We start from the raw sequence: 26,084 nt of genomic DNA on the forward strand, positions 1-26,084 counted from the left end.
CTTCCGTCTCTTGCGTCCCCGTCGCGGCCCCCTCAGGGTGGCTTCCGCCCCAGTGGCGGAGACCACCCGACATACGGCTACGGAGGTCCGATGCACGACGAGAACGCGACACCGACCCCTGACGGCGTCCCTCCCGAGGAGAGCGCGGCGGGCACGAGCACACCCGGAGACGGCCGCTCGCGCCGCGCGGTGCTGCGCACGGCGGGGCTCGCCGGGGCCGGGCTCGGTGTCGGCGCCCTCGCGGGCGGCACGGCACATGCCGGTACTCCGGCCGCCGCCCCCGCCGGCGCCGCTGCCGAGGACGCGGGGCAGGCGCCGGCCCGCAAAGGCAGGACGATGATCGGCGTGCCGTTCCAGCGGCGCTCCACGGTACGGGTCGGCATCGTCGGGCTCGGCAACCGCGGCGGCTCCATGATCGACCTGTTCCTCGCGATTCCCGGTGTCCGCGTCGTCGCCCTCTGCGACCCGGTCAAGGAGAAGGCGGCGGCCGCCGCGCAGAAGGTCACCGCCGCCGGTCAGCCGGCCCCGGCGACGTACACCAAGGGCGAGCACGACTACGAGAACCTGTGCCGGCGCGGGGACATCGACTTCGTGTACGCGGCGACGCCCTGGGACTCCCACTTCGCCATCTGCAAGTCGGCGATGCTGGGCGGCAAGCACGTGGGCGTGGAGTGTCCCCTCGCCATGCGTCTGGACGAGCTGTGGGAGCTGGTGGACCTCTCGGAGCGCACCCGCAGACACTGCATGCAGCTGGAGAACTGCTGCTACGGCAAGAACGAGATGCGGGTCCTGCGGATGGCGCACGCGGGCAAGTTCGGCCGGCTGCTGCACGGCGCGGGCGCCTACAACCACGACCTGCGCGGCCTGATGTTCGACCCCGACTACTACGAGGGGCCGTGGCGCCGCCTGTGGCACACCCGGCTGCGCGGTGACCTCTACCCCAACCACGGCTTCGGCCCGGTCGCCAACTACATGGACGTCAACCGGGGCGACCGTGTGACCCACATATCCAGCTTCGGCACTCCCGCGCTCGGCCTCGCCGAGTACCGCGAGGCGCACATGCCGGCGGGCGACCCGAGCTGGAAGGAGACGTACATCGAGAGCGACCGCACCATCAGTCTCGTCCAGACGGCGAAGGGGCGGGTGATCCGCCTGGAGCACGACGTCTCGACACCGCACCCCTACAGCCGCGTGAACAGCCTGGGCGGCACGAAGGGCGTCTTCGAGGACTACCCCGCCCGCATCTACCTCGAACCGGACCACACGGACGACAAGTGGGCCGACTTCTCCGAGTACGCCGATTTCGACCACTGGTTGTGGAAGGAGCACGCCGACCCGCCGGGCGGCCACGGCGGCATGGACTACATCATGGTCTTCCGGCTGATGCAGACCATGCGGCTCGGCCTCGTCCCGGACTTCGACGTGTACGACGCCGCGACGTGGACGGCACCCGTGCCGCTGAGCCACCTGTCGATCAAGGCGAAGGGCGCGCCGCAGGCGATCCCCGACTTCACTCGTGGGCTGTGGGAGAGAGAGCGTCCGGGGGTGGACTCGCCGAAGCCGAAGCCTGACGCGTAGGCGTACTTGCCGGCTTCGGCGTGACCCCCTGGGCCGTCGGGGCGTGCGCCATGGGCCGTTGGCCGTGAGCGTGGGCCGCGGGCGTGGGTCGTGGGCCACCTCAGCAGCGCAGTCGGTCCTCCGTCAGTACGCCCTGCACGGTGGCCAACGTACGGTCGTGGCAGCCCGTGTCGCCGTACTGCCGATAGCGCTCGCGGGAGGTGCCCACGGCGTGCCGCTGCTCGCGGGGCACCTGAGTGAGGTACGACGCGTCGCCCTCGTACCGGTCGTCGGTCACCGACCCACCCACAGGCCGGTGGCCGCGCGTCACGACCTTCTCGGCACGGTCACCGAGCGAGATCGCGGTGCGCAGCCGGTCTCCCGTACCGAGCGTCGTGGTGCCGTCCATGGTGTACGTGCGGTCGGTGCGCACCGCCCCGCCGCCCGTCGTGACCGTCTCGCGGTCGGTCCAGGTGGCCTGGAGCGCGTCCATCGACTCGCCGTCGGTCCAGCGGTGCGCGGAGGTGGTGGCGAGGGTGCGGGTCACGGTCGTGGCGACGCGGCCGTGCGAGGTGTTCACGTACCCGGAGACGCTCAGCCGGTGGCCGCCCTTGGTGTCGAGCCGGTGCGCGACCTCCCCGGAACCGGGTGTGTACGTGGACGTGTTCGTGGGGGCGCCGTCCCGGTGGCGGGTCAGGGCGCCGGTGACGTGCTCGCGCTTCTCGTCCTGCCAGACGAGCACGTTCGCCGGGGTGCTCCAGCCGGTCCGCGCCTTCGGTACGCCGACGACGGAGACCTTCACGTCGTGCGGGCGGCCGTCGTTGAGGAGCCCGGCGAACGGCGTCAGGTCGTACTCGACGGGCTTGATGTCGAAGGCGCGGGGGCCCGGGATCACGTACCAGAGGAACGGGTTGGACCAGCCGCCGGTCCACACGGTCGGGAACGGCGCGGCGACCCCGGCCAGTCGTCCGTCGACCTTGATCTGGACCTCGCGGTAGGGGCCGTCGTCCGCTGTGCAGGAGTAGGGCGCGGTGTCGGGCACCGTCAGGTACCAGTACTCCTCGCAGCCGCCTCCGGAGCCGGTCGCGTAGACCTCGGCGACGATGCGTTCGCTGTTGCGCGGGGTGGTGAGGGCGGCGCCGTCCCTCACGGCGTCCCCCAGGGGGAGGACGCGGTCGGGCGGCGCGTTCCCCGCCTCGGCCTTCACCCCGGCCGCCTTCTTCTTCGCGTAGAACGTCAGTGTGACCTTGACGTCGATGATTCCGGTGTAGGTGTCGTCGACGACGTTCCCGATGAGCATCTCGACCGGCTGGTCGTGCCCCAGCGTCTCGCTGTAGCGGGTGACGTCCTTCTCGACGGACCAGGCGATGCCCTCGGGGGACGGCTCCGGAGTGGAGGTGCGGAACACTTCCACGCCCCCGATGCGCAGATAACCGAGCCGGTCGTACTGCCGCCCCTTGACCTTGCCGTCCAGACGCAGCACCACCTTCTCCCAGCGGTCACCGCACTCCTCGGGAGGCGTGTAGCGCCCCTGGAAGGGCGTGAAGTCCTTGAACCGCGCCTCGGCGACCGTCACCGCACAGGACTTCGTGCGCGGCTTGGGGACCGGGGGCGCGGCGGTGAGCGGGTCGTGCCAGTCGGTGCCGAACTCGGCGGGGGGTGTGGTGACGGCCGTGGCCGTGGCCTGGCCCGTGCCGAGGAGTGCGCTCGCGGCGAGAGTGAGCCCCGCGAGCATGGACATGACGCGTCTTCTCATGGAGGTGTTCTATGGGGCAGTCGTCGTGCACCGCAATGGGGCCTCGGCCCCACCGGTATCCGTGCTCACACCTGCGTCCCCGCGGCCTCCATGGCCGCGTTCACGCCTTGAGGTTCGCCTTGTCCCCCATCACCACGACCGGGTGCTGCTTCGGGTCCAGGGTGCGCAGCAGGTACTCCATGGCCGACTTGGACAGGCTCACACAGCCCGATGTGCCGCTGCCGTGGTCCATGTGCAGCCAGATGCTGCCGCCCTTCGCCTGCCCCTGCGGGCGCGTCGGGTCGTTCGGCGGGGTGCCCTTGGCGCGGTTGTAGTCGATGGCGATGACGTAGTCGAAATCGTGCCAGTGCGTCTTGGGCCAGTAGTGCGGCGCCTGCATGGAGGACGACTTCGTGTACGGGAACTTGGACCCCGGGTCGGCGAGGACACCGCCCGCGTCGCTGAGCGTGAACACTCCGACGGGGCTGCGCTTGTCGTTCTCGCGGTGGTCGGTGGTCCAGCCCTTCTTGCCGTTGTGGGCGGACCAACTGCGGACCTTCGACCAGGTGGCGTCCTTCTCCCCGCGCTCGGCCTGCGAGGGCGCTGCGGCTTTCGCGGCCTTCGTGTAGAGGACGACGGTCGACTTCGCCGAGTCCTCACCGTCGCCGTACACGGCGAGCACCTGCCGGGAGTCCGCGGGAATCCGCGCCTGCAGGCGGTCGCCGACCGCGGGGATGCTCTTCAGGCCGGTGGCGCGCCGGTCGGCGCCCCCCGCCCCGTCCGCTCCCCCGGCTCTGGTGTCGTCCTTCGTCTTCGTCTGTGACGAGCCGTCGCTCCCACAGGACGTCAGAAGGACACCGCAGGCCGCTGCCGCGACCACCGCTCGCACCGCACCGGCTATACGCATCCGCCCATGGTCGCATCCGGCGTCCGGTTCCCCCGCCCGGCCTCGGAGCCGACGCGAAGTTCGGAGCCGATTCTTTACCCCCGGCCGGAAAACCGTTTGCCTCGGACCACCGTCCGAGGCGAACCTTTCACAGCTCGTCACCGCCGCCCGCTTCCCCTGGCCCGAGCCCGACCGTGGTCTCACGTGCGAGATCTCGTCGCCTCGCGGCCCACCCGAGCCGACGGCAGCCGCTCCGAGTCCTGGGACGTCATGCAGATTCGCGATCTTCCGTATTCCGACCCCGGCCTCCCTGATGTCCGGTCAGGGCCACGCTTCCTGTGGTGGCTGGGCCGCAACCAACTCGGGGGGCAGCTGAAGTCCCTCGCCTGGGGCCTGCTGCACTTCACCTCCATCGCGGGCCTGCCCTACATGGTCGGCCTCGCCGTCGAGGCCGTACTCGACCGGTCCGGGGCACGGCTCGCCCTCGCGGGCATGCTGATCGGTCTCCTCGGCGTGGGGATCGCGCTGGGCGACACGATGCTGCACCGCACCGCGGTGACCAACTGGGTCACGGCCGCGGCCCGTGTGCAGCAGCTCCTGGCCCGTAAGACCGCCCGGCTCGGCTCCGCCCTCACCCGGCGCGTCGCGGCCGGTGAGGTCGTCGCGGTCTCCACCGGAGACGTCGAGAAGATCGGCTGGTTCGTGGAAACCCTGTCGCGGTTCGCCGCGGCCGCCCTGACGGTCGTCCTGGTCTGCGTCGGCCTCCTCGTCTACCAGCCCGCGCTCGGCGTCGTCGTCACCGCCGGGATGCCGGTGCTCGCGCTCGCCGTGCTCCCTCTGCTGCCGCGCGCCACCCGGCGGGCCGACTTCCAGCGCGAGAAGGCCGGACGGGCCACCGAACTGGCGTCGGACACCGTCGCCGGTCTGCGGGTCCTGCGCGGCATCGGCGGCGAGGAACTCTTCCTCGACCGCTACCGCCGCGCCTCGCAGGAGGTCCGAACGGCCGCGGTGCGCAGCGCCCGCATGTGGGCGGTGATCTCGGCCACCCAGGTCCTGATGCCGGGGCTGCTGCTCATCGCGGTCGTCTGGCACGGCGTGCATCTGGCCCGCGAGGGCCGGATCACCGTCGGCGAACTGGTCACCGTCTACAGCGCGGTGATGCTGCTCAACTACCCGCTGCGGCACTTCGAGGAGATCGCCATGGCGTACTCCTTCTCCCGCCCCTCCGCGAAGCGGGCGGCACGGGTGCTGGCCCTGGAACGCACGGCTGAGCCCACGGCCGGTTCCGGTGCGGCGCGGATGCCGGAGCAGGCCTCGGGCCGGACCTCGGGACAGGACCGGGAACACGCCCCGGGCAGGCCCGTCGGCCCGGCCGAGCCGCCGCCTGCCGAGGCAGCCGGTGACGTCGTGGGTGGAGGGCGCGCCGCACGCCCGTGGCCGGGCGGCGCCCGGCCCGCCGGTGACCTGTACGACCCCGTGACCGGGCTCCTCGCCCCGGCCGGCCGGTTCACCGCCGTGGTCTGCGGCGACCCGGACGAGGCGGGCAGAATCGCCGAACGTCTCGGCGGCCACCCGGCCTTCGAGGAGGCCTCGGGCCTGCCGTCCGTACGCCTCGGGGACGCACCGCTCGACGGCCTGCCGCTGTCCGCCGCCCGTACCGCCGTCCTGGTCCAGGACAAGGATCCCGTCCTGCTCTCCGGGACGCTCCATGACCTCCTCGACGTGCCCGCCTCGGGGGCCGTCACCCCCGAGGAAGCGCTCGCGGCCGCCCAGTGCGCGGACGTACTGACCGCCCTCGCACAGACTTCGGTGGACGACGACCCGATGGCCGCCCACCTCACGGAGCGCGGCCGCTCCCTCTCCGGAGGCCAGCGCCAGCGCCTCGCCCTGGCCCGCTCGCTGGTCACCGACCCCGAGGTCCTGGTACTCGACGAGCCGACGTCCGCCGTCGACTCGCACACGGAGGCGCGGGTCGGCGACGGCATCCGCCGGCTGCGATCCGGACGCACCACCGTGGTGCTCACCTCCTCGCCCCTGCTCCTGGACCGCGCCGAGCGGGTGGTCTTCCTGGCCGACGGCGAGGTCACGGCCGTGGGCTCGCACCGCGAACTGGTGCACGGCGAACCGCGATACCGCGCGGTCGTGACCCGCGAGACCGACGACGAGCGCGCCCGCGCGGACGCCCTCACGGCATTCGACATCGAGGAGACGGCATGATCGGCCTGGCGCCACCGGAGTACGACCCGGCGGCCCCCACGACCGCGGACACGCTGCCCATCGGCGCGCCCGCGACCGTCCGCGCTTACGTCCGCGACCTGTTCCGACGCCACCGCCGGGCCTTCCTGCTGCTCATCGCGGTGAACACACTCGCCGTGGTCGCCTCGATGGCCGGCCCGTACCTTCTCGGCGACCTCGTCGAGAAGGTCTCTGACGGTGCCCGCGACCTCCATCTGGAGCGCACCATCGGCCTGTTCGCGCTCGCCCTCGCCGTGCAGGCCTACTTCGTACGGGAGGTGCGGCTGCGCGGGGCGATGCTCGGCGAGCGGATGTTGGCCGATCTGCGGGAGGACTTCCTCGTGCGGTCCGTCGGGCTGCCGCCGGGTGTCCTGGAGCGCGCGGGGACGGGCGATCTGCTCTCCCGGATCACCACGGACATCGACCGCCTGGCCAACGCCATGCGCGAGGCCGTTCCGCAGCTCGCGATCGGCGTGGTGTGGGTGGCGCTGCTGCTCGGCGGCCTGGTCGTGACCGCGCCGCCACTGGCCCCCGCGGTCCTCGTCGCCGTTCCCCTCCTCGTCGTGGGCTGCCGCTGGTACTTCAAGCGGGCGGGCGCCGCCTACCGGTCGGAGGCCGCCGGATACGCCGCCGTGGCCGCCGCCCTCGCGGAGACCGTCGACGCAGGCCGCACCATCGAGGCCCACCGGCTCGGCGAGCGCCGCATCGAGCTGTCCGAACGCCGCATCAAGGAGTGGACCGCCTGGGAGCGCTACACCCTCTACCTGCGCTCGGTCCTCTTCCCGGTGATCAACTTTACCCACACCACCGTGCTCTGTTCGACGCTGATGATCGGTGGAGTCTTCGTCCTCCAGGGCTGGATCGGCGTGGGCCAGCTCACCGCGGGTGTGCTGATCTCCCAGATGCTCGTCGACCCCCTGGGAATCATCCTGCGCTGGTACGACGAGCTGCAGGTGGCGCAGGTGTCCCTGGCCCGGCTCGTCGGCGTGCGCGACATCGAGCCGGACGCGGGCGACGCGTCGCTGGTTCCCCATGGCCGTGACGTCCTCGCGGACGACGTGCACTTCGGCTACCGCGAGGGCGTGGACGTGCTGCGCGAGGTGTCCCTGGCCGTCGAGCCCGGCTCGCGCGTCGCCCTCGTCGGCCCTTCGGGCGCGGGCAAGTCCACGCTGGGCCGGCTCCTCGCCGGCATCTACGGCCCGCGCACCGGACAAGTGACGCTGGGCGGCGCCGCGTTGTCGGACATGCTGGCCGAGGAAGTCCGTTCCCATGTGGCGCTGGTCAACCAGGAGCACCACGTCTTCGTCGGCTCTCTCCGCGACAACCTCCTGCTCGCCCGGGCCGGTGCGCGGGACGCCGAACTGTGGGCCGCGCTCGGCGCCGTCGACGCGGCCGACTGGGCACGGGGGCTCGACGCCGGCCTGGACACCGAGGTCGGCTCCGGCGGGTTCGCGCTGACACCCGCACAGGCCCAGCAGATCGCGCTGGCCCGGCTCGTCCTCGCCGACCCGCACACCCTGGTCCTGGACGAAGCGACATCGCTGCTCGACCCGCGTGCCGCACGGCACCTGGAACGCTCGCTCGCCCGTGTCCTGGACGGCCGCACCGTCGTGGCGATCGCCCACCGCCTGCACACCGCGCACGACGCGGACGTCATCGCGGTGGTCGAGAACGGCCGTATCAGCGAACTCGGCAGCCACGACCAACTGGTGTCCGCCGACGGGGCGTACGCGGCGCTGTGGCGGTCCTGGCACGGATAGCCGCAGCGGTCCCGGCGGGGGTGGGCTCAAATCAAACAAGAGCTCCAGCGCCTGTCGGACCCACCATCATGGAGCCCTGGAGGAATCCTGCCCGCCGACAACCGGGGCAGCATGGTTTCGTGTGGAGCTGACGATGGGGGTTTGACGGTGGGCACGGTCGATGAGGTGCTGCGGAGCGCGGGCGAGGCTTGTGAGGAGCAGCTGCGGCGGTGGGTGGGGTCGCTGCCGGGGCCCGCGGCTGAGGTGGCCGCCTATCAGTTCGGCTGGTCGGGGGAGGGCGTACGTCAGGGCGGTAAGTACGTTCGTGCTGCCCTGACTCTGGCGTGTGCGCGTGCGGTGGGAGGCGTGGACCGGCGGGCGGTGCCGGCGGCCGCGGCGGTGGAGATGGTGCACAACCTGTCGCTTCTCCACGACGATGTTCTGGACGGTGACACGGTGCGGCGCCACCGTGCGGCCGCGTGGCAGGTTTTCGGCCCGTCGTCCGCCGTCCGGTCCGCGGACGCGATGATGCTGACCGCGTTCGACGTCCTGTCGCAAGCCGACGGGCCGGACGGGCCGGTGCCTCGTGAGGCGTCGGCCGCTCTGGTGGACGTGCTGATCCAACTGGCGGTCGGCGAAAGCCTGGACCTGGTCTTCGAACGACGGACTCAGGTGACCTTGACGGAGTGTCTGGAGATGGTCTCGGGCAAGACCGCCTCGCTGTTCGCCTGCGCTTGCCGGCTGGGTGCCCTTTACGGAGGCGCCGACCCGGCCGTCTGCGCCCAGTGGGCGAAGGCCGGACACGACCTCGGCATGGCCTTCCAGCTCGTGGACGACCTGCTCGGCATCTGGGGCGACCCGGCGGTGACCGGAAAGCCCGTCTTCAACGATCTGAAGAAGCGCAAGATGTCGGTGCCCGTGGTGGCCGCGCTGACGTCCGCGACCCCGGCCGGCGACGAACTCGCCCGCCTCTACTCGCGGCCCGGGGGCGACACGGCCGGCATCGCCCGCCTGGTCGAGGAGGCGGGCGGCCGGCGCTGGACCAGCGACCGCGCCGCCCAGCACGCGACGGCCGCACGCGACCGGCTGCACCGCCTCACCACCGTGCCCTCGGCTCTCGAAGACCTTGAGGCGCTGTGCACGGTCGTGATCAGACGCGTGCGCTGACCTTCCACGGAGGCGGCCCGTCCATGAGGTGAGCGCGGCCCTGCTCGAACAGCTCGGCGTCCACCTCCTTGAGCCTGCGCAGTTCCCCCGGCTGGTGCAGGGCGTGCACGGCCGCGGGGACCCTGGTGTCACCGGCAGCCTCCAGCAGGGCGTTCACGGCGAGGCGGGCCGCTTGGTTCGCGCCTTCCATCGTCGCCAGGTTCACCGGGGAGCGCACGTAGTCCCCGGCCATGAACAGATTCGCCGCCGCCGTCACCGCCCGCGGGCGCGCCTCCCAGGAACCGGTGGTGTTGATCAGCAGCGGCTCGTCGTTGACGGCCGGCCCCGGCTCGTCCAGGTTCCGCACCGCCGGATCCAGCTCCCAGGAGTGCAGCAACCCCTCGTGCAGGCGGGTTCGACCACCTCCGTTGAGCCCGTCGCACAGCTGCGCCCAGACCTCGGCCGCGATCTGCGTCCGGCTGCACTCGCGGGCCGGTTTGCCGTACAGGATGCCCGGGGTGTCCCAGGAGGAGATGTCCACCGACAGGCAGTCGGCCACCGTCCCGTCACCGTAGGTGGACGGGAAGTCGCCGTCCCAGAACTGGGCCTGGCTGATCGAGGTGAGTGCCCAGGGCGAGTCCAGGAACAGGACATGACCGTGGGTGACCGGCACCGGCCGGGTCAGGTAGAACTGCATGCCGACCATCCAGTCCGTGTGCAGTCCCGTCACGTTCTTGAGCTCGGCGTCGGCCTCCGCCAGTCCGCGGTCCAGCAGCGCGCCTATGCGATGGACCGGTAGCGCGCAGACATACCAGTCAGCCTCCAGCTCCCGCCGCCGACCGGCCGGATCGCGCAGTCGGGCCCCGGTGACACGACGACCGCTCAGGGCCACCCGCTCGACACCCCAGCCGAGCTCCAGCCGCACCCCCAGGGACGCCAGATGCCGGATCCACGGGTCGATCCAGGCTGTGCTGGTGGGGCCGTTGAGCACCCGGTCCGCCGGCTGCGGTTCCTCGCCCCGGCCGAGGAAGCCGAAACTGAAGGCCTCCAGGAACCCACCAACCGTATGCGCACTGCAGACCTCGGCCCGTGCCGCGACCACCGTGCGGGTCGCCCCCACCACGCACGCCTTGATGTACTCCTCGGAGGCGCCGTCGGCCGCGGCGAAGTCCCACCACGAGGTCGACTCCCACTGGCCCAGCCGCCGCTCGTCACTGCTCGTCATGTAGACGAGCATCCGGTTCGCGAAGAACAGCAGCTCCTCGCTCGTCAGCCCCCTGCCACCCGCCTCCAACCCGACAGCACGCAGGAACTCCATCGGAGTGCGCGTACTCGCAGCCGCGGACACATCCGTGACCCGCTCACCCACCCGGCCCGAGCGCGCGGAGAGCATCTGTGTCGCCTCCCGCAGATTCCCCGCCACCCCCTCCGTGCTGCCGTCGACAGGGATACGGCGCAGAGTGTCCGGAAGGCTCCGGTAGAACCCGGGGAAGAACCGGAACCCGTGCTCACTGGGCAGGTCCAACCGCCCGCCCCGGCCCGTCCCCGGCACCCATGCGCTGCGGGCCTTGCCACCCCAGCCGGCGGGTTCCACCACCGTCACCTCGAAGCCGCGTTCCGCCAGCTCCATCGCCGCCGTCAACCCAGCCACGCCTCCACCCAGCACCGCGACCCGTAAACCCCGCCCCACCGACACCACCACATTCCGTCGTGGGGGCACTCAGCGGGAGGCCCCCTTCCGCCCCGTCACGAGGAGTAGATCATTGATCAGCTTTGTGCCAGAGAGCGCGCCTTCGACCTCAAGACAGCTGGCCGGCGCTCCGACACGCGGGGATGATCCGCCTCGCCTGCGCCATCAACACCGGCCCCGCCGACGGGCGAAGCGCGGTCGGCCACATGCGCTCCGCAGGGCAGAAACGCTCAGGCAGACTCGGACCCGGAGTCGGGCTGGGCACGTGCCTCGTCGGCCCGGATGCGGTCAAGCGATCGCCCTGCTGATCTCCCGGTCGGCGAGCCGACGCAGTTCGCCCGTCAGCATCACCTGGACAGCCGCGCGGACATCTTCCGCGTGGATGACGTTGCTGTTGGTCCTTGTGGAGATCACATCGGCGGCATCCATCAGTTGTTCGATGAGAAGGGCTAGTAGGCCGGCGAGGACACTCTTGGCCGAGGCGCTGACAGTGACGGATTCGTCCGGGCTGAGCGCGCTCATCATTCGGTCGATGGCCCCCTCAAGGGCGGCGCCCGGAGTGCTCGCCACGGGCTGCCGCACAGGCCGCGGCTCCGTCCGGGCAGCCGGTGCCCTCTCGAGCAGCCAAGCGGACAACAAGCGGCGTAACTCCTCGTCCGATCGGATCGCGTCATCCACCTGGCGAGGCTGGATCTCCTTGCCACCCGCCTCGTCGGCGTCCGCCTTCAGCCGGAGGAGATAAGCGCCATCCAAGATCTCCCCCATCACGCAGATCAGTCCCGCAGCCACCGCCCGGGCCGCCTTGGGATGGAGCTGCTTCTTGGTGTGAGCGACGAACAGTTGTTCCGGAAGGATTGCTTCAGGCTGCTCCGTATGCGCAACCGGGTCCGGCTTTCCGCCCTTTTTCTGGCTCATTCGCACTCCTCCATGTGTGGTTGTTCGCGCTTTCGCTGACGATCGCCACCGACCGGGCAACGCTTGCGGTCTCATCGTCGTCGTGTCATCGGCACAAGGCGCGCAGAATCCGAAGATGCCTACGAGATAAGCGCGGGAGAACGCCCCAGTCCCCCACCGGCATCGACGGACTCCGCACCGTCGCGCTGTCCGTCGCGGGGCACCGGCCGGTCGCGCGCCTTGCTGACTCATCGGACTTCGGACGCAGCTCGTGCACCCGTGGTGCACTGGCAGGCGGGGGCCTGCCCCCTATTCCAGCGACTGCGCACAGAACCGACAGTGACGCCCACTCATCACCTGTCTCTGCGCTCGCCCTTGTAGGCGTGGTTAGGGTACGCGGATGGCCGCACCCTGCTCGGATCCCTCCACGGACCCCGGTGTCCCCGATCGGCGCGGGCCCGCCCGTTATCTCTGGTGGGTCACCGCCATGCAGTGGCGGCGCGTCGCCGGCGGGGCTGTGCTCGGCACCGCCTGGATGATGGGCCTGACGCTGCCTCCGTACGTCCTGTCGCGCGCCATCGATGACGGACTGCGGCCCGGCGACCAGGGGGCGTTGCTCGGCTGGACGGCCGCCCTGTTCGGCATCGGGGTGCTCGACGCTTGGCTGTCGATCATGCGGCACCGCACCATGACCCGGGTCCGGCTGGACGCCTACTTCCGCACCGTGCGCGTGGTGGTGGACCACGCGACCCGCCTCGGCGCCGCGCTGCCCCGCCGCGTCTCGGCCGGTGAGGTCGTCACGATCGGGCACTCCGACGTGGGCGTCATCGGCCAGACCCTCACCGTGACGGGCCCCGGCGTGGGCGCGATCGCCGCCTACGTGGTGGTGGCCGTGCTGCTGCTGTCCGTCTCCGCCCTGCTCGCGGTGGTGGTGCTGGTGGGGGTGCCCGTGCTCGCCCTGCTGGTCGGCCCCTTCCTCGGCCGCCTGCAAGGCGCGGAGACCGCCTACCGGGAACGACAGGGCGCCCTTGCCGCCGTCCTCGGCGACCTGGTCGGCGGCCTGCGCGTACTCAACGGCCTCGGCGGCAAGGGAGTCTTCGCGGCTCGCTACCGTGACGGTTCGCGAAAGCTGCTCCACGACGGCTACCGCGTGGGCTCGTCGATGAGCTGGATCCAGGCCTTCGCGCTCGGACTGCCCACGGTGTTCCTCGCCACCGTGACGTGGCTCGCCGCCCGCATGGCCGCCAAGGGAACCATCACGGTCGGGGAACTGGTGGCCGTCTACGGATACGTCGCCGTGCTCGTGGTGCCGGTGTCGTCCTTCATCGAGAGCGGTTACGACATCGGCCGGGGCCTGGTCTCGGCCCGCCGGGTCGTGCGCTTCCTCAACCTGGATCCGGAGGACTTCACCGCCGAAGAGGGGCGGGAGCCGGAAGAGAGTGGAGGGAGCAGTCATGGGCCTCGCGAGCATGAGGCGCCCATGGAGGCGGGCTCCCCCGGCGAGTGTGACGGCTCCGCCGAGGCGCCCGGGCCGTCGGCTGTGCTGCGCGATCCGCTGTCCGGCGTGGAAGTCGCACCCGGCGTCCTCACCGCGCTCGTCAGCGCCCAGCCGTCGGACGCCGTGGCTGTCGTCGACCGGCTCGGCCGGTTCGCTCCTTCCGCGGCCACCTGGGGCGAGGTCCGCCTCGACGCCGTCCCCCTCGACCAGGTCCGCGCCCGGATCCTCGTCGCCGACAACGAAGCAGACCTCTTCGCCGGTACGCTGCGCGCGGCGATATCCGGCCGCCTGCACCCGGACGACCAGGCCCTCGCCCGTGTGATCGACGAGGCCGTGGCCCGCGACATCGTCGTCGGCCTGCCCGGCGGGCTCGACGCCCGCCTCGACGCCCAGGGTCACAATCTTTCCGGAGGCCAGCGCCAGCGCATCCGCCTGGCACGCGCCCTGCTCGCCGACCCCGAGATCCTGCTGGCGGTCGAACCCACCTCGGCGGTCGACGCCCACACCGAGGCCAGGATGGCGGCCCGACTGCGCGCCGCCCGCAGCGGCCGCACGACCCTGGTGGCCGGCACCTCTCCTCTCCTCCTCGACCAGGCGGACATCGTCTACCACCTGGTCGGGGGCCGCGTGGCCGCCGTCGGCCGCCACACCGACCTGCTGGCCACGCACCCGGACTACCGGAGCCTGGTCTCGCGAGGCTCCGCTACTTCGAGTGCGTGCACAGAGCCGGAAGCAGCGGACGGCGACAAGGAGCACGACGGCACCCCAGCACCACCCGCATCCTCCGAACCGAGTCACGAGGCCCTCCGATGACGACCAGCCAGATCGATGGCGGCCCGGAAGCCATACCGGGGCACCTGCCCGTCGCCGGCCCCCGCCAGGTCCGCCGCGCCGCGTGGGCGTTGATACGGCGGGACGCCCGGACCTTCACCGCCATGATCGTTTTTAATGCGCTCGCCGCTGCCGCGGGCCTGGTCGGCCCCTGGCTCCTCGGCCGTATCGTCAACACGGTCAAGGACGGCGAAAGCGTCGAGGCCGTGGACCGCCTCGCCCTCGGCATCCTCGTCGCCGCCCTGGCGCAACTCCTCCTGGCGCGCCACGCCCGCCACCTCGGACACCGCTTCGGCGAGCGCACCCTGGCCCGCATCCGCGAACAGTTCGTCGACCGGGCGCTCGCGCTGCCCGCCTCGGTCGTGGAGCGTGCCGGCGCGGGAGATCTCACGGCGCGCGGCACCTCCGACGTCGCGACCGCCGGGCAGACGCTGCGCGACACCGGGCCCGACGTGTTCGTGGCAGCCTTGCAGGCGCTGTTCATCCTCGGTGCGGTGTTTCTGCTCGATCCGTTGCTCGGTGCCTGTGGAGTGCTCGGCCTCATCGGCATCTGGTTCGCCACCCGCTGGTACCTGCGGCGGGCCCGCGCCGCCTACCTCGACCAGGGCGAGGCCCACTCCGCGCTCGCCGAGGTGCTCGCCGCCACCGCGTCCGGGGCGCGCACCATCGAGGCCTTCGGTCTGCGGGAGCGTCGCATCGCGGACAGCGAGAAGGAGATCGAACGGTGCGTCGTCTCCCGGGAGCGCACCCTGTTCCTGCGCAGTGTCCTGTTCCCCTCCATCGACATCTCGTACGTGGTCCCGGTGGCCGCCGTGCTCCTCGTCGGCGGCACGATGCACGGGCACGGCGCGGTGAGCCTGGGCACGGTGATCGCCTCGGCGCTCTATCTGCGTCAGCTCTCCCAGCCGCTGGACACGATCCTGCAACGGGTCGAGGAGCTGCAGAGCAGCGGAGCCTCCTTCGCCCGTGTCGAAGGCCTGGCGGTCGAACCGACGGAACCTCCCGGCCCGGCCGCCCCGCCCGCGTCCGCCGACCGCGCCCCTGAAGACGACCGCATCGATGTCTGCGGTGTGCATTTCGCCTATGGCGACGGCGCCGAGGTCCTGCGCGGTGTGGATCTGTCCGTACGGCCCGGCGAACGCCTGGCGATCGTGGGCCCTTCCGGCGCGGGGAAGACCACCCTGAGCCGACTCCTCGCGGGGGTCGACGCGCCGGCCAGGGGGACGGTGACCGTCGGTGGGGTCCCGGTCATCGAACTGTCCCCCGAGCGGCTGCGCCGTCAGGTCGTCCTCGTCACTCAGGAGTACCACGTGTTCCTGGGCACACTCCGGGACAATCTGGTGATCGCGGCGGAGTCCGCCACGGACGACGAGCTGCTCGCCGTCCTGAAGGCGGTTGGCGCCGAGTGGGCGGCGGAGCTGCCGGGCGGCCTGGACAGCGAGCTGGGTTCCGGCGCACATCGGCTGACCGGTGCGCAGGCCCAGCAGCTGGCACTGGCCCGAGTCGTGCTCGCCGACCCGCACACGCTGATCCTCGACGAGGCCACCGCACTCCTGGACCCGACGACCGCACGCCACACCGAACGGGCGCTGGCCGCTGTCCTGCGCGGGAGAACGGTCATCGCCATCGCCCACCGTCTCCAGACGGCCCATGACGCGGACCGTGTCGCTGTCATGGAGGACGGCCGGGTGACAGAGCTCGGCACCCACGAGGATCTGGTGACGAGCGGCGGCTCCTACGCCGCGCTCTGGCGCTCCTGGCACGGCGAGCACCTGCCGGCCCCGAGATCTCGGGCCGACACCTGAGCCGGGGTCGGCCGTCCACGAGAGGCCGGCGGTCCCGGACGGGCCAGCGGTCCAAGGGGCGCCGGCGGTCAGATGAAGTTGAGTGCGGCCGCGCCGCCCACGCCTCCGAGCAGCATGAACACCGGCATCAGGACCTTCAGCTCGATCCAGCTGCCGGCCCGGAAGCGCAACGCCTTCGGCGGCCCGACGGGGTACCAGCGCTTGCGTCCGATGGGGATGGGCCACAGGATCGGGCACCCGGAGATCGTCAGCGCGTCCCCCAGGTCGTGCACCAGCGCGCCCAGCACGATCGGCAGTCCCAGCCACAGATACTCCTGGCCGGGCGCGGTGAACAGCCAGTCCGAACCATTGCCGGGCTTGTCGAGGACCCCGGCGAGGATCCAGGCGCTCGTCGCGGCCAACAGCCACACCAGCACGTCGCTGCTCGACCCGCGCGCCGCCCGCCACAGCAGGCCTTCGATGGCGAGCACCATGTGGACGAAGAGAAGCCCGAGAACCGCCCAGCGTCCACCGAAGATCGCCAGGGCCGAGGCGCCCGCCCCTATCAGTACCGCCCACAGCCAGGTGTGCGTCAGTGTGCGGTGCCCGCCCGAGCGACGCGGGTCCCCCTGCTTGCGTGTCGCCTTGTAGACGGCGTACGAGAGCTTGTCGACGATCTCGCACACGCCGCGTGAGAGGGGTCCGAAGGCACGCGATATGGTCGCGGACTTGTGGTCCAGGTCGGGTGCGAGCGCCGCCCCGGCACAGATCAGGGCCCCTGCGAGCAGGACCGGCCAGGGCATCGTGTGCCCCGCGGCCGCGGCGGCCGCGCCGACGCCGAGCCAGGCCGCGGCCCCCGACAGTGAGTGTGCCGGTCCCATCATTGCTGCTGCCCGCCCCATTTCCAGTCTTCTGACGCCCCGTTGGCGACACAGCGTAGCGGCCGTGATCTTCATGGGGACGTCCGGTTCCCGCATCGGGAGGGAAGGAAGGCAAGATGGGGGTGTGACCCTTATTGATCAGCTGCCGCCGGATGCCGACCCCGATGCCCTCTTCGAAGCCTTCTCCTCGTGGGCCGAGGACCAGGGGATCACCCTCTACCCGGCTCAGGAGGAGGCGCTGATCGAGGTGGTCTCCGGGGCCAACGTGATCTTGTCCACTCCGACCGGTTCGGGCAAGAGCCTGGTGGCCGCGGGTGCCCACTTCACGGCTCTCGCCCAGGACAAGGTCACCTTCTACACGGCGCCCATCAAGGCGCTGGTGTCGGAGAAGTTCTTCGACCTGTGCAAACTCTTCGGCACCGAGAACGTCGGCATGCTCACGGGCGACGCGTCGGTCAACTCCGACGCCCCCGTCATCTGCTGCACCGCCGAGGTCCTCGCCTCGATCGCGCTGCGTGACGGCAAGGACGCCGACATCGGCCAGGTGGTGATGGACGAGTTCCACTTCTACGCCGAGCCGGACCGGGGCTGGGCCTGGCAGATCCCGCTGCTCGAACTGCCCCAGGCCCAGTTCATCCTCATGTCGGCGACGCTCGGCGACGTCTCCATGTTCGAGAAGGACCTGACGCGCCGCACGGGCCGGCCCACCTCGGTGGTGCGCTCCGCGACGCGCCCCGTGCCGCTGTCGTACGAGTACCGTCTGACGCCGATCACCGAGACGCTCACCGAGCTGCTCGAGACGAAACAGGCGCCCGTCTACATCGTGCACTTCACGCAGGCCCAGGCCGTCGAGCGTGCGCAGTCGCTGATGAGCATCAACATGTGCACGCGCGAGGAGAAGGACAAGATCGCCGATCTGATCGGCAATTTCCGCTTCACCACCAAGTTCGGCCGCAACCTCTCGCGGTACGTCCGCCACGGCATCGGCGTGCACCACGCGGGCATGCTGCCCAAGTACCGCCGCCTGGTCGAGAAGCTGGCCCAGGCCGGACTCCTCAAGGTCATCTGCGGCACCGACACCCTCGGTGTCGGCGTCAATGTCCCGATCCGCACCGTGCTGTTCACCGCGCTCACCAAGTACGACGGCAGTCGGGTCCGTACCCTGCGCGCGCGGGAGTTCCACCAGATCGCCGGTCGGGCCGGGCGCGCGGGCTTCGACACCGCGGGCCTCGTCGTCGCGCAGGCGCCTGAGCACGTCATCGAGAACGAGAAGGCGCTCGCGAAGGCGGGTGACGATGCGAAGAAGCGTCGCAAGGTGGTCCGCAAGAAGGCTCCCGAGGGTTTCGTGGGCTGGACCGAGAACACCTTCGAGAAACTGATCGCGTCCGAGCCCGAGCCGTTGACCTCCCGCTTCCGGGTCACGCACACGATGCTGCTGTCCGTGATCGCCCGCCCCGGCAACGCCTTCAAGGCGATGCGTCACCTCCTCGAGGACAACCACGAGCCGCGCAAGCAGCAGCTGCGGCACATCCGCCGGGCCATCGCGATCTACCGCTCGCTCCTCGCCGGCGGTGTCGTCGAGAAGCTCGACGAGCCGGACGCCACGGGCCGGGTCGTGCGCCTGACGGTCGACCTTCAGCAGGACTTCGCGCTCAACCAGCCGCTGTCCACGTTCGCCCTCGCCGCTTTCGACATCCTCGACCCCGAGTCGCCCTCGTACGCGCTCGACATGGTGTCGGTCGTCGAGTCCACACTCGACGACCCGCGCCAGATCCTCGCCGCCCAGCAGAACAAGGCGCGCGGCGAGGCCGTGGCGCTGATGAAGGCGGACGGCGTCGAGTACGAGGACCGGATGGAGCGGCTCCAGGACATCACCTACCCGAAGCCCCTGGAGGAACTGCTCTTCCACGCGTACAACACGTACCGCACGAGCCACCCGTGGGTCGGTGACCACCCGCTCTCCCCGAAGTCCGTCGTCCGCGACATGTACGAGCGGGCGCTGACGTTCACCGAGTTCACGTCCTTCTACGAGCTGGCCCGCACCGAGGGCATCGTGCTGCGTTACCTCGCCGGCGCGTACAAGGCCCTGGAGCACACCATCCCGGACGACCTGAAGTCCGAGGACCTGGAGGATCTGATCGCCTGGCTGGGCGAGATGGTCCGACAGGTCGACTCGAGCCTCCTCGACGAGTGGGAGCAGCTGGCGAACCCCGAGGTCATGACGGCCGAGGAGGCCCAGGAGAAGGCCGACCAGGTCAAGCCGGTCACGGCCAACGCCCGCGCCTTCCGCGTCCTGGTGCGCAACGCTCTGTTCCGCAGGGTCGAGCTGGCCGCTCTCGACCATGTCGAGGAGCTCGGCGAGATGGACGGCGAGTCCGGCTGGGACGCCGACGCCTGGGGCGAGGCCATGGACAAGTACTGGGACGAGTACGAGGATCTCGGTACCGGCCCCGACGCCCGTGGCCCGAAGCTCCTGCTCATCGAGGAGGATCCGGACCACGGTCTGTGGCGCGTCCGGCAGACGTTCGCCGACCCGAACGGCGACCATGACTGGGGCATCAGCGCGGAGGTCGATCTCGCGGCCTCCGACGAGGAGGGCCGTGCCGTCGTCCGGGTCACGGATGTCGGCCAGCTCTGACCGCCCCGAGGATCCGCGCGTCCCGGACAGGAGTCGAGGAACTGCCATGAACAATCCCGCCGATCGGCTGGTCGATCTGCTGGACCTGGAGCAGATCGAGGTCAACATCTTCCGGGGCCGCAGTCCCGAGGAGTCCCTGCAGCGGGTGTTCGGCGGGCAGGTCGCCGGACAGGCGCTGGTGGCGGCCGGCCGCACCACTGAGGGCGACCGGCCGGTGCACTCGCTGCACGCGTACTTCCTGCGTCCGGGCCGCCCGGGCGTGCCCATCGTGTACCAGGTCGAGCGGGTCAGGGACGGTCGCTCCTTCACCACGCGCCGCGTCACCGCGGTCCAGCAGGGCCGCACCATTTTCAACCTCACCGCCTCCTTCCATCAGCCCGAACAGGGCGCCTTCGAACACCAGCTGCCGCCACGCATCGTCGCTCCCGACCCGGAGTCCCTTCCGACGGTCGTGGAGGAGATCAAGGAGCACCTGGGCGCGCTCCCCGAGCAGCTGGAGCGCATGGCCCGTCGTCAGCCCTTCGACATCCGCTATGTCGATCGTCTGCGCTGGACGGCCGAGGAGATCAAGGACGCCGAGCCGCGCAGCGCGGTGTGGATGCGCGCCGTCGGCCCGCTGGGCGACGACCCGCTCGTGCACACCTGCGCGCTCACCTACGCGAGCGACATGACACTCCTCGACGCCGTGCGCATCCCGGTGGAGCCGCTGTGGGGCCCGCGCGGATTCGACATGGCGTCGCTCGACCACGCCATGTGGTTCCACCGGCCGTTCCGCGCGGACGACTGGTTCCTGTACGACCAGGAGTCCCCCATCGCGACCGGGGGACGCGGTCTCGCCCGGGGCCGCATCTACGACACCGAGGGCCGTCTCTTGGTGTCGGTCGTCCAGGAAGGGCTGTTCCGCCCTTACGGAGAGCGCCACATGGACAGTCCGACGGCGGGTGCGTGAGCGACCGGGGACAGAACCGGGGACAGATTCGGGAGGGATGTTGCGGCGGATCGATGTGGCCGAGCGCCGGGCGCGTCTGGCGGTGCGCCACCGGCTGACGGCCGGTACCAGGGCGGACGATCCGGTTGAGGTGGCGCGGTCGCTGCTGGCGCTGCACGGGACCGATCCGTCTTCGGTGTACGTGGGCGCCTGGGCCCGTATGCGGGACGGTCGGCTGACGGACGTCGAGCGGGCGCTCTACGAGGACCGCTCGTTGATCCGGTTGCTGGGAATGCGCCGCACGGTCTTCGTGACCTCCCTCGATGTCGCTCCCGTTCTGCAGGCCGCGTGTTCGCGGGCTGTCGCCGCCCGGGAGCGTCGCCTGGTGCTGAGGATGCTGGCGGAGGCCGGGGTCGCCGCCGACACGGCGGGAGTCGCCGCGTGGCTGGCGGCCGCCGAGGAGGCGGCGCTGCGGGCCCTCAAGGAGCGGGGCGAGGCGACCGCGTCCGAGCTGGCGAGTGACGACCCTCGGCTGGGCACGGAGTTGGTGATGTCGCGGGGCAAGAGCTACGAGGGCCGGCAGAAGCTGGCCAGCAGGCTCCTCCTGCTGCTCGCCGCCGAGGGGCATGTCGTGCGTGGCCGTCCCCGCGGCACGTGGACCTCGCACCAGTACCGCTGGGCGCCTTTGACGGACTGGCTCCCCGGTGGACTCACCGACTGGAGCACCCAGGACGCGGAGACCGAGCTCGCCCGGCGCTGGCTGCGGGTGTTCGGCCCGGCCACGGCGGACGACCTGTGCTGGTGGGCGGGGTGGACGAAGACCCAGACGAAGCGGGCCCTGTCGGAACTGCGCCCCGTCGAGGTCGACTTGGACGGACAGAGCGGCCTTCTCCTGCCGGACGACGTGGCGGAGACGCCCGCGCCGGAGCCCTGGGCGGCGCTGCTGCCGGCGCTGGATTCGACGCCGATGGGCTGGAAGAACCGCAGTTGGTTTCTCGGCGACCACGGCCCGCGCCTGTTCGACAGGAACGGAAACATCGGCCCCTCCCTGTGGTGGAACGGCCGCATCGTGGGCGGCTGGGCCCAGGACGGCCAGGGCGAGATCGTGTGCGGGTTCCTCGAAGACGTCGGATCGGACGCGCGGAGTGCGGTGCGGGCCGAGGCCGAGCGCCTCGCCCAACGGCTGGGCGGTGTACGACTGGCCGCGCGCACCCGTGGCCGCACGTGGCTCGAGGAGGAACTGGCCGGTTGACGACCGGCGGGCGGAGTTCGGGCGGCAATGGCCGGGCATGTGTGTCTCCGTTCCATGCAACGCTTCAGGGTGATCACGTCAGACAGCGCAACTTCAGTGGGCAAGGCAGTGAGGGGACGGCGGGGACATGAGCGGCTCGGGTGGGAATGTGGTCGAGGGCGGGGAACGGGATCGGCTGCTTGCCGAGGCCGTCGGTTTGCGCGAGGCAGGTCGAAAGGAGGAGGCCCGCGATCGGCTCGTGGCCCTCTCCTCGCGGTTTCCTCAGGACGTCGAAGTGGCGTACCAGACCGCTTGGGTTCACGACACGCTCGGTCTGGAGGCCGAGGCAGTCCCGTATTACGAGCGCGCGCTCGCCGGTGCGGGCCTCACCGAAGTCGATCGGCGCGGGGCCCTTCTGGGGCTTGGCAGCACCTACCGGATCCTCGGCCGCTACGAGGAAGCCGTCACCACCCTGAGCGCTGCGGCGGCGGAGTTCCCCGATGACGGTGCCCTCAAGACGTTCCTGGCGATGGCGCTGTACAACACCGGCCGCACACACGATGCGATGGAAATGCTCCTGCGGTTGCTCGCCGCCACGAGCGACGACCCGGACATCGCGGGCTATCGACCCGCCATCGAGGAGTACGCCAAAGACCTGGATGCCACGGTCTGACGCGACGGCACGACCCCGTCGACGCGGGTGACGTCGCGCCGCGAGCCTAGGTACGTCTGCGACGCAACCATGTCAGCAGGCCCCGGCTCTCCTGGACCGGCATGTCGACCACGGCATCCGTCGGCGGCTCGCGTTCTTCGGTGGACGCCCGCGGTTCATCCGCGGGCCGTGGTGCGGGCCGGGGCGCCGGGCGGAGTGTGCGGGCCTGCATGAGGCCGATCAGCAGGCTGGAGCGCAGCCAACGGATCTCGTCCGGGTCATCCGCAGTCGTGATCCTCTCTACGATGCGCGCCACGGGTGAATCCGCTGCTCCCTGGGAGCGCGGTGCGGGTTTGAGCCGGTTGAGGTAGGCGCGTTCGTACGGATCGCTGATGATCTCCGCGGTCTGCGCCGGATCGAGCAGGGAGGCCATGGCGGCGACGCGCTCCCACGGGTCCTCGGACTGCCGCAGCAGGAAGTCCGCGTACCTGCCGCGCCAGTTGCGCGCCCTGAGGTCCTTCCCCTCTTCGAGCTGGGCGCGCAACGGTCCTGGCAGACGCCCCGTGAGGAGGTCGGCGTTGGCTTCGGCCTCGGCGAACTGCCGTAACTCCTGGGCGAGGTAGAGCCAGACGACCGCTCGGTACCTGTTCAGGTAGAACTTGACCGGCGTCAGAGCGCCGACGCGGGCGAGCCGGGTGAAGCGGGCCGGGCTGATGTCCATCATGTCCGCGCCCTCGGTGGTGCCCACGGCTCTGACGCTCTCGCGCAGCGCCTCGGGAAAGCCTTCCCCGCCCCGTACCCGGGCGATCTCCTCGCGGGTGACCCGGCGCTGACCGCCGGCCCCGTCCCCCAAGGTACGAATGCCTCCCAGCATGACCGCGAGGTCGAACTCCCCGCGCTTGAGACCCAGCTCCCTCGCGGCGCCGCTCAACGTGAACGACGGCCGAGCGGCCGAAGCCGTGGTCGGCTGCGTGATGGTGTCACCTGTCATCGTGCTGCTCCCCCGTGAGACGTGATTGCTCTCGGGAAAAACCGTAGCCCGATCACCACGACCTTCGCTGAGCCTGTGGATAACTCTTGTCGTGACGGCGTCAGGCCTGGGTCGTGGCAGTGTCAGGCCTGGTCAGAGGCCCACGACACCCATCAGAGGTCCGCGCTCGGCGTGCGCTCCGGGTGGCGGGCCCCCACGCCCAGGTGCTCCCCGACGCGGTTCACGAGGAGCGTCATCTCGTAGGCGACCTGGCCGATGTCCGCCTCGGCGGAGCTGAGGACGCACAGGCAGCTGCCGTCGCCCGCCGCGGTCACGAAGAGGACCGCGTCATCGAACTCGATCATGGTCTGGCGGACATTGCCGGCACGGAAGTGGCGCCCCGACCCTTTGGCGAGGCTGTGGAGTCCCGAGGAGACCGCGGCCAAGTGCTCCGCGTCCTCGCGCTTCAGGTCCGAACTCGCACCTGTCACCAGCCCGTCGTTGGACAGCACCAGCGCATGCCGCACATGTTCCATCCGTCGCGTCAGGTCGTCCAGCAGCCAGCCAAGCCCCGTGCTCTGCCCCATGGTCCCGTCTCCCCGTGTCCGCTCCCCCTGGCCGGAGGATCTGACCTGCCAGCCTTCCCCACGACCGGCGCCCCGGCAAGCATGATGGGGACATGGCACAGAAGATGACCGATGAACAGTGGCGGGACTTCGTCTCGCACGGCACCCGAACCGGCAAGCTCTCGACCGTCAGAGCGGACGGCAGCCCGCACATCGCACCGATCTGGTTTCTGCTCGACGGTGATGACCTGGTGTTCAACACCGGCAAGGAAACGGTCAAGGGACGAAACCTCGCGCGCGATGGGCGCGTGGCCCTGTGCGTGGACGACGACCGGCCGCCGTTCGCGTTCGTCGTTCTGCAGGGCCACGCCGAATTGATCGAGGACATCGACCAGGTGCGGCATTGGGCCACTCGGCTCGGCGCGCGGTACATGGGTGAGGAGCGCGCCGAGGAGTTCGGCAAGCGCAACGGCGTCCCCGGCGAACTCCTGGTGCGCGTGACAATCGACAAGGTGCTCGCATACGCCGACGTCTCCGACTGAGTCGGCGCGCCATCGAAGGCAGCGCACCGAGTGAAGCAGCCGGGCGGCATGCATCCGATGGCCCTGACCATCGCGTCATGCTCGAAACGGTGCACCCCACGTGTGCACGGTTCCTTGAGGGATCATGGCTCGCATGAGCGATGACCCGACACAGGTCCAGGACTTCTTCACGGCCCGCGCCGCCGATTGGGACGCCCGCTTCCCCGATGATGGCCCCGCCTACCGGGCCGCTGTCGCCGAATTGGGCCTTCGTCCGGGGGCGCGGGTACTCGACGCGGGCTGCGGCACCGGACGCGCCCTCCCGCCTCTGAGGGAGGCCGTGGGCCCCACGGGGGTCGTCCTCGGCGCTGATCTGACGCCCGCCATGCTGGAGGCCGCGAGGCGGGCGGGCAGGGACCGCGCCGGGCAGCTCCTGCTCGCCGACGTGGAGCGCCTGCCGCTGCGCACCGGGTCATTCGACGCCGTCTTCGGTGCCGGGCTGATCTCACACCTGCCGCGTCCGGCGGAGGATCTGCGGGAGTTGCGGCGCGTGGTGCGCCCCGGGGGTCTGCTCGCCCTCTTCCATCCCATCGGCCGGGCCGCGCTCGCGGCCCGGCAGGGGCGGCAGATCACCCCGGACGATCTGCGGGCGGAAGCCCGACTCGGCCCGCTCCTCGCCGGTTCCGGCTGGCGCATGACGTCGTACGTCGACGAGGATGCCCGCTTCCTCGCCCTGGCCGTACGAGAGGGCTGAGCGCGCCCGGCGTTCGGGCCCGCGTCAGGCCCCGCCTTCCGGTCTGGTGCGGATGTTCGGCGTATCGAGGACGGCAGTCAGGAACGGCCGGCGACCACGGCGGCGAACGCGTCGGCGTTGTCGAACATGACGTTGTGCCCCGCTCCGGGAGCGGTCACCAGCCGTACTCCGGACGCCGTCAGTGCGTCCCGTCCGGGGAGGTCCCCGGACGCCGCGCCCTGCACGTAGACGCGGTCCATGGGCAGCGCCATCAGCATGCGGCGCATCGTGGGCCTCGTCCCGGCCGTGAGACCGACCGCGCTTCGGTGCAGGGCCCGAGGGTCGGTGAGCCGCATGGTGGCCGCCCAGGTGGGTCCCACCTCCTCCAGCACGCGCGTGTAGCCGCCGCCGTTGACGAAGTCCTCCTCCGTGTACGTGGCGATGCCGCTGCTGGCCGCCGTCAACGGCGGGTCGGGGTCCAGATTGGCCTCGGTGAGGACCAGGCGCGACACCAGTTCGGGGCGCCGATGTGCGAGCACGATGGCGACGGCGCCGCCCATGCTGTGCGCGATGATCTCCGCCTCCGCGACCCGAGCCTCGTCAAGAACCATGGCCAACGCTTCCGCGTGGTCGTCGAGCGTGTAGCCGAAGTCGGCGGGCCGGTCACTGATGCCGTGACCGGGGAGGTCCACGAACAACGAGCGTCGGCCTGCCAGTTCGGGTCTGGCGGCGATGTGGGCGTGATAGACGGTCGACGCCGAACCGAGACCGTGGACGTACACCCGTGCCGGTTCGGCCCCGTCGACCTCCGTCCATCGCAGACTGCTGCCCTGTGCGTCGAATCGCACCTCACGCATGGCCATGGCCGCCCTTCGCCCTTCCGTCATCCCTGACGGCGCTCTTCCGTCACGAGCCACCGACAATACATCGTTGCCGATGTATTGCGTATGTGATGTACACCGGGTGGAG

General features: G+C 70.8%; 20 protein-coding genes. 12 read left to right on the plus strand and 8 right to left on the minus strand.

Features of this window, described 5'->3' with window-relative positions; all coding sequences use genetic code 11:
* Positions 1-90 precede the first annotated feature (90 nt).
* Positions 91-1,578 (plus strand): Gfo/Idh/MocA family protein, encoded by a 1,488-nt coding sequence (locus ACZ516_RS12905; RefSeq protein WP_469010034.1) that lies wholly within the window; start codon positions 91-93, stop codon positions 1,576-1,578.
* A 100-nt stretch (positions 1,579-1,678) separates the two neighbouring features.
* Here ACZ516_RS12905 and ACZ516_RS12910 read toward each other — a convergent pair whose 3' ends face one another.
* Together ACZ516_RS12910 and ACZ516_RS12915 are read right to left on the minus strand one after the other, a co-directional pair.
* A complete protein-coding gene (locus tag ACZ516_RS12910; RefSeq protein ID WP_469010036.1) occupies positions 1,679-3,313 on the minus strand; it encodes a peptide-N4-asparagine amidase in 1,635 nt (544 codons plus the stop codon).
* Between the two features lie 100 nt (positions 3,314-3,413).
* Positions 3,414-4,199 (minus strand): L,D-transpeptidase family protein, encoded by a 786-nt coding sequence (locus ACZ516_RS12915; RefSeq protein WP_469010038.1) that lies wholly within the window; start codon positions 4,197-4,199, stop codon positions 3,414-3,416.
* A gap of 249 nt (positions 4,200-4,448) precedes the next feature.
* Between ACZ516_RS12915 and ACZ516_RS12920 the strand changes: the two genes are divergently transcribed.
* From ACZ516_RS12920 to ACZ516_RS12930, 3 genes are all read left to right on the plus strand, one after another.
* Positions 4,449-6,395: an ABC transporter transmembrane domain-containing protein gene (locus tag ACZ516_RS12920; RefSeq protein ID WP_469010470.1), complete on the plus strand. Its 1,947-nt coding sequence runs from the start codon at positions 4,449-4,451 to the stop codon at positions 6,393-6,395.
* On the plus strand, positions 6,392-8,173 hold the full coding sequence (locus tag ACZ516_RS12925; protein ID WP_469010040.1) for an ABC transporter ATP-binding protein: 1,782 nt from the start codon (positions 6,392-6,394) through the stop codon (positions 8,171-8,173). The genes ACZ516_RS12920 and ACZ516_RS12925 overlap by 4 nt, the downstream gene beginning before the upstream one ends.
* Before the next feature lie 147 nt (positions 8,174-8,320).
* On the plus strand, positions 8,321-9,319 hold the full coding sequence (locus tag ACZ516_RS12930) for a polyprenyl synthetase family protein (RefSeq protein ID WP_469010472.1): 999 nt from the start codon (positions 8,321-8,323) through the stop codon (positions 9,317-9,319).
* Here ACZ516_RS12930 and ACZ516_RS12935 read toward each other — a convergent pair.
* Both ACZ516_RS12935 and ACZ516_RS12940 read right to left on the minus strand, forming a co-directional pair.
* Positions 9,303-10,949, minus strand: a complete 1,647-nt coding sequence (locus ACZ516_RS12935; protein WP_469010041.1) for a hydroxysqualene dehydroxylase — start codon at positions 10,947-10,949, stop codon at positions 9,303-9,305. The two genes, ACZ516_RS12930 and ACZ516_RS12935, sit on opposite strands and share 17 nt — an antisense overlap.
* A gap of 327 nt (positions 10,950-11,276) precedes the next feature.
* Positions 11,277-11,903, minus strand: coding sequence for a histone-like protein (locus ACZ516_RS12940; protein WP_469010042.1), 627 nt, complete (start codon positions 11,901-11,903; stop codon positions 11,277-11,279).
* Between the two features lie 379 nt (positions 11,904-12,282).
* On the opposite strand from ACZ516_RS12940, the gene ACZ516_RS12945 reads away from it, so the two are divergent.
* Both ACZ516_RS12945 and ACZ516_RS12950 read left to right on the plus strand, forming a co-directional pair.
* Positions 12,283-14,193 (plus strand): ABC transporter transmembrane domain-containing protein, encoded by a 1,911-nt coding sequence (locus tag ACZ516_RS12945; protein WP_469010044.1) that lies wholly within the window; start codon positions 12,283-12,285, stop codon positions 14,191-14,193.
* Entirely contained in the window at positions 14,190-16,016 is a 1,827-nt protein-coding gene (locus ACZ516_RS12950; protein WP_469010046.1) for an ABC transporter ATP-binding protein, read from the plus strand. The genes ACZ516_RS12945 and ACZ516_RS12950 overlap by 4 nt, the downstream gene beginning before the upstream one ends.
* A gap of 68 nt (positions 16,017-16,084) precedes the next feature.
* On the opposite strand, the gene ACZ516_RS12955 is transcribed toward ACZ516_RS12950, so the two are convergent.
* Positions 16,085-16,879 (minus strand): metal-dependent hydrolase, encoded by a 795-nt coding sequence (locus ACZ516_RS12955; RefSeq protein WP_358583389.1) that lies wholly within the window; start codon positions 16,877-16,879, stop codon positions 16,085-16,087.
* A 70-nt stretch (positions 16,880-16,949) separates the two neighbouring features.
* Between ACZ516_RS12955 and ACZ516_RS12960 the strand changes: the two genes are divergently transcribed.
* From ACZ516_RS12960 to ACZ516_RS12975, 4 genes are all read left to right on the plus strand, one after another.
* Entirely contained in the window at positions 16,950-19,514 is a 2,565-nt protein-coding gene (locus ACZ516_RS12960; protein WP_358583398.1) for a DEAD/DEAH box helicase, read from the plus strand.
* A gap of 46 nt (positions 19,515-19,560) precedes the next feature.
* Entirely contained in the window at positions 19,561-20,463 is a 903-nt protein-coding gene (locus ACZ516_RS12965) for an acyl-CoA thioesterase (protein WP_361082067.1), read from the plus strand.
* 37 nt (positions 20,464-20,500) lie between these two features.
* A complete protein-coding gene (locus tag ACZ516_RS12970; protein WP_469010047.1) occupies positions 20,501-21,694 on the plus strand; it encodes a winged helix DNA-binding domain-containing protein in 1,194 nt (397 codons plus the stop codon).
* A 127-nt stretch (positions 21,695-21,821) separates the two neighbouring features.
* Positions 21,822-22,346 carry a tetratricopeptide repeat protein gene (locus ACZ516_RS12975; protein ID WP_361082064.1) on the plus strand — a complete coding sequence of 175 codons (525 nt, stop codon included), beginning with the start codon at positions 21,822-21,824 and terminating at the stop codon, positions 22,344-22,346.
* A 46-nt stretch (positions 22,347-22,392) separates the two neighbouring features.
* Here the strand turns inward: ACZ516_RS12975 and ACZ516_RS12980 are convergent, their stop codons facing one another.
* Positions 22,393-23,316, minus strand: a complete 924-nt coding sequence (locus ACZ516_RS12980; RefSeq protein WP_469010048.1) for a DUF6397 family protein — start codon at positions 23,314-23,316, stop codon at positions 22,393-22,395.
* 152 nt (positions 23,317-23,468) lie between these two features.
* Positions 23,469-23,882 carry a roadblock/LC7 domain-containing protein gene (locus ACZ516_RS12985; protein ID WP_361082060.1) on the minus strand — a complete coding sequence of 138 codons (414 nt, stop codon included), beginning with the start codon at positions 23,880-23,882 and terminating at the stop codon, positions 23,469-23,471.
* Positions 23,883-23,974: 92 nt separating this feature from the next.
* Between ACZ516_RS12985 and ACZ516_RS12990 the strand changes: the two genes are divergently transcribed.
* Both ACZ516_RS12990 and ACZ516_RS12995 read left to right on the plus strand, forming a co-directional pair.
* Complete coding sequence (locus ACZ516_RS12990) at positions 23,975-24,403, plus strand: PPOX class F420-dependent oxidoreductase (protein WP_358583382.1); 429 nt, start codon at positions 23,975-23,977, stop codon at positions 24,401-24,403.
* A 133-nt stretch (positions 24,404-24,536) separates the two neighbouring features.
* Entirely contained in the window at positions 24,537-25,136 is a 600-nt protein-coding gene (locus ACZ516_RS12995; RefSeq protein ID WP_469010050.1) for a class I SAM-dependent methyltransferase, read from the plus strand.
* A 77-nt stretch (positions 25,137-25,213) separates the two neighbouring features.
* Here the strand turns inward: ACZ516_RS12995 and ACZ516_RS13000 are convergent, their stop codons facing one another.
* Complete coding sequence (locus ACZ516_RS13000) at positions 25,214-25,972, minus strand: alpha/beta fold hydrolase (protein ID WP_361082056.1); 759 nt, start codon at positions 25,970-25,972, stop codon at positions 25,214-25,216.
* Positions 25,973-26,084: the final 112 nt, after the last annotated feature.

It is taken from the genome of Streptomyces sp. NPDC034037 (assembly GCF_055575715.1).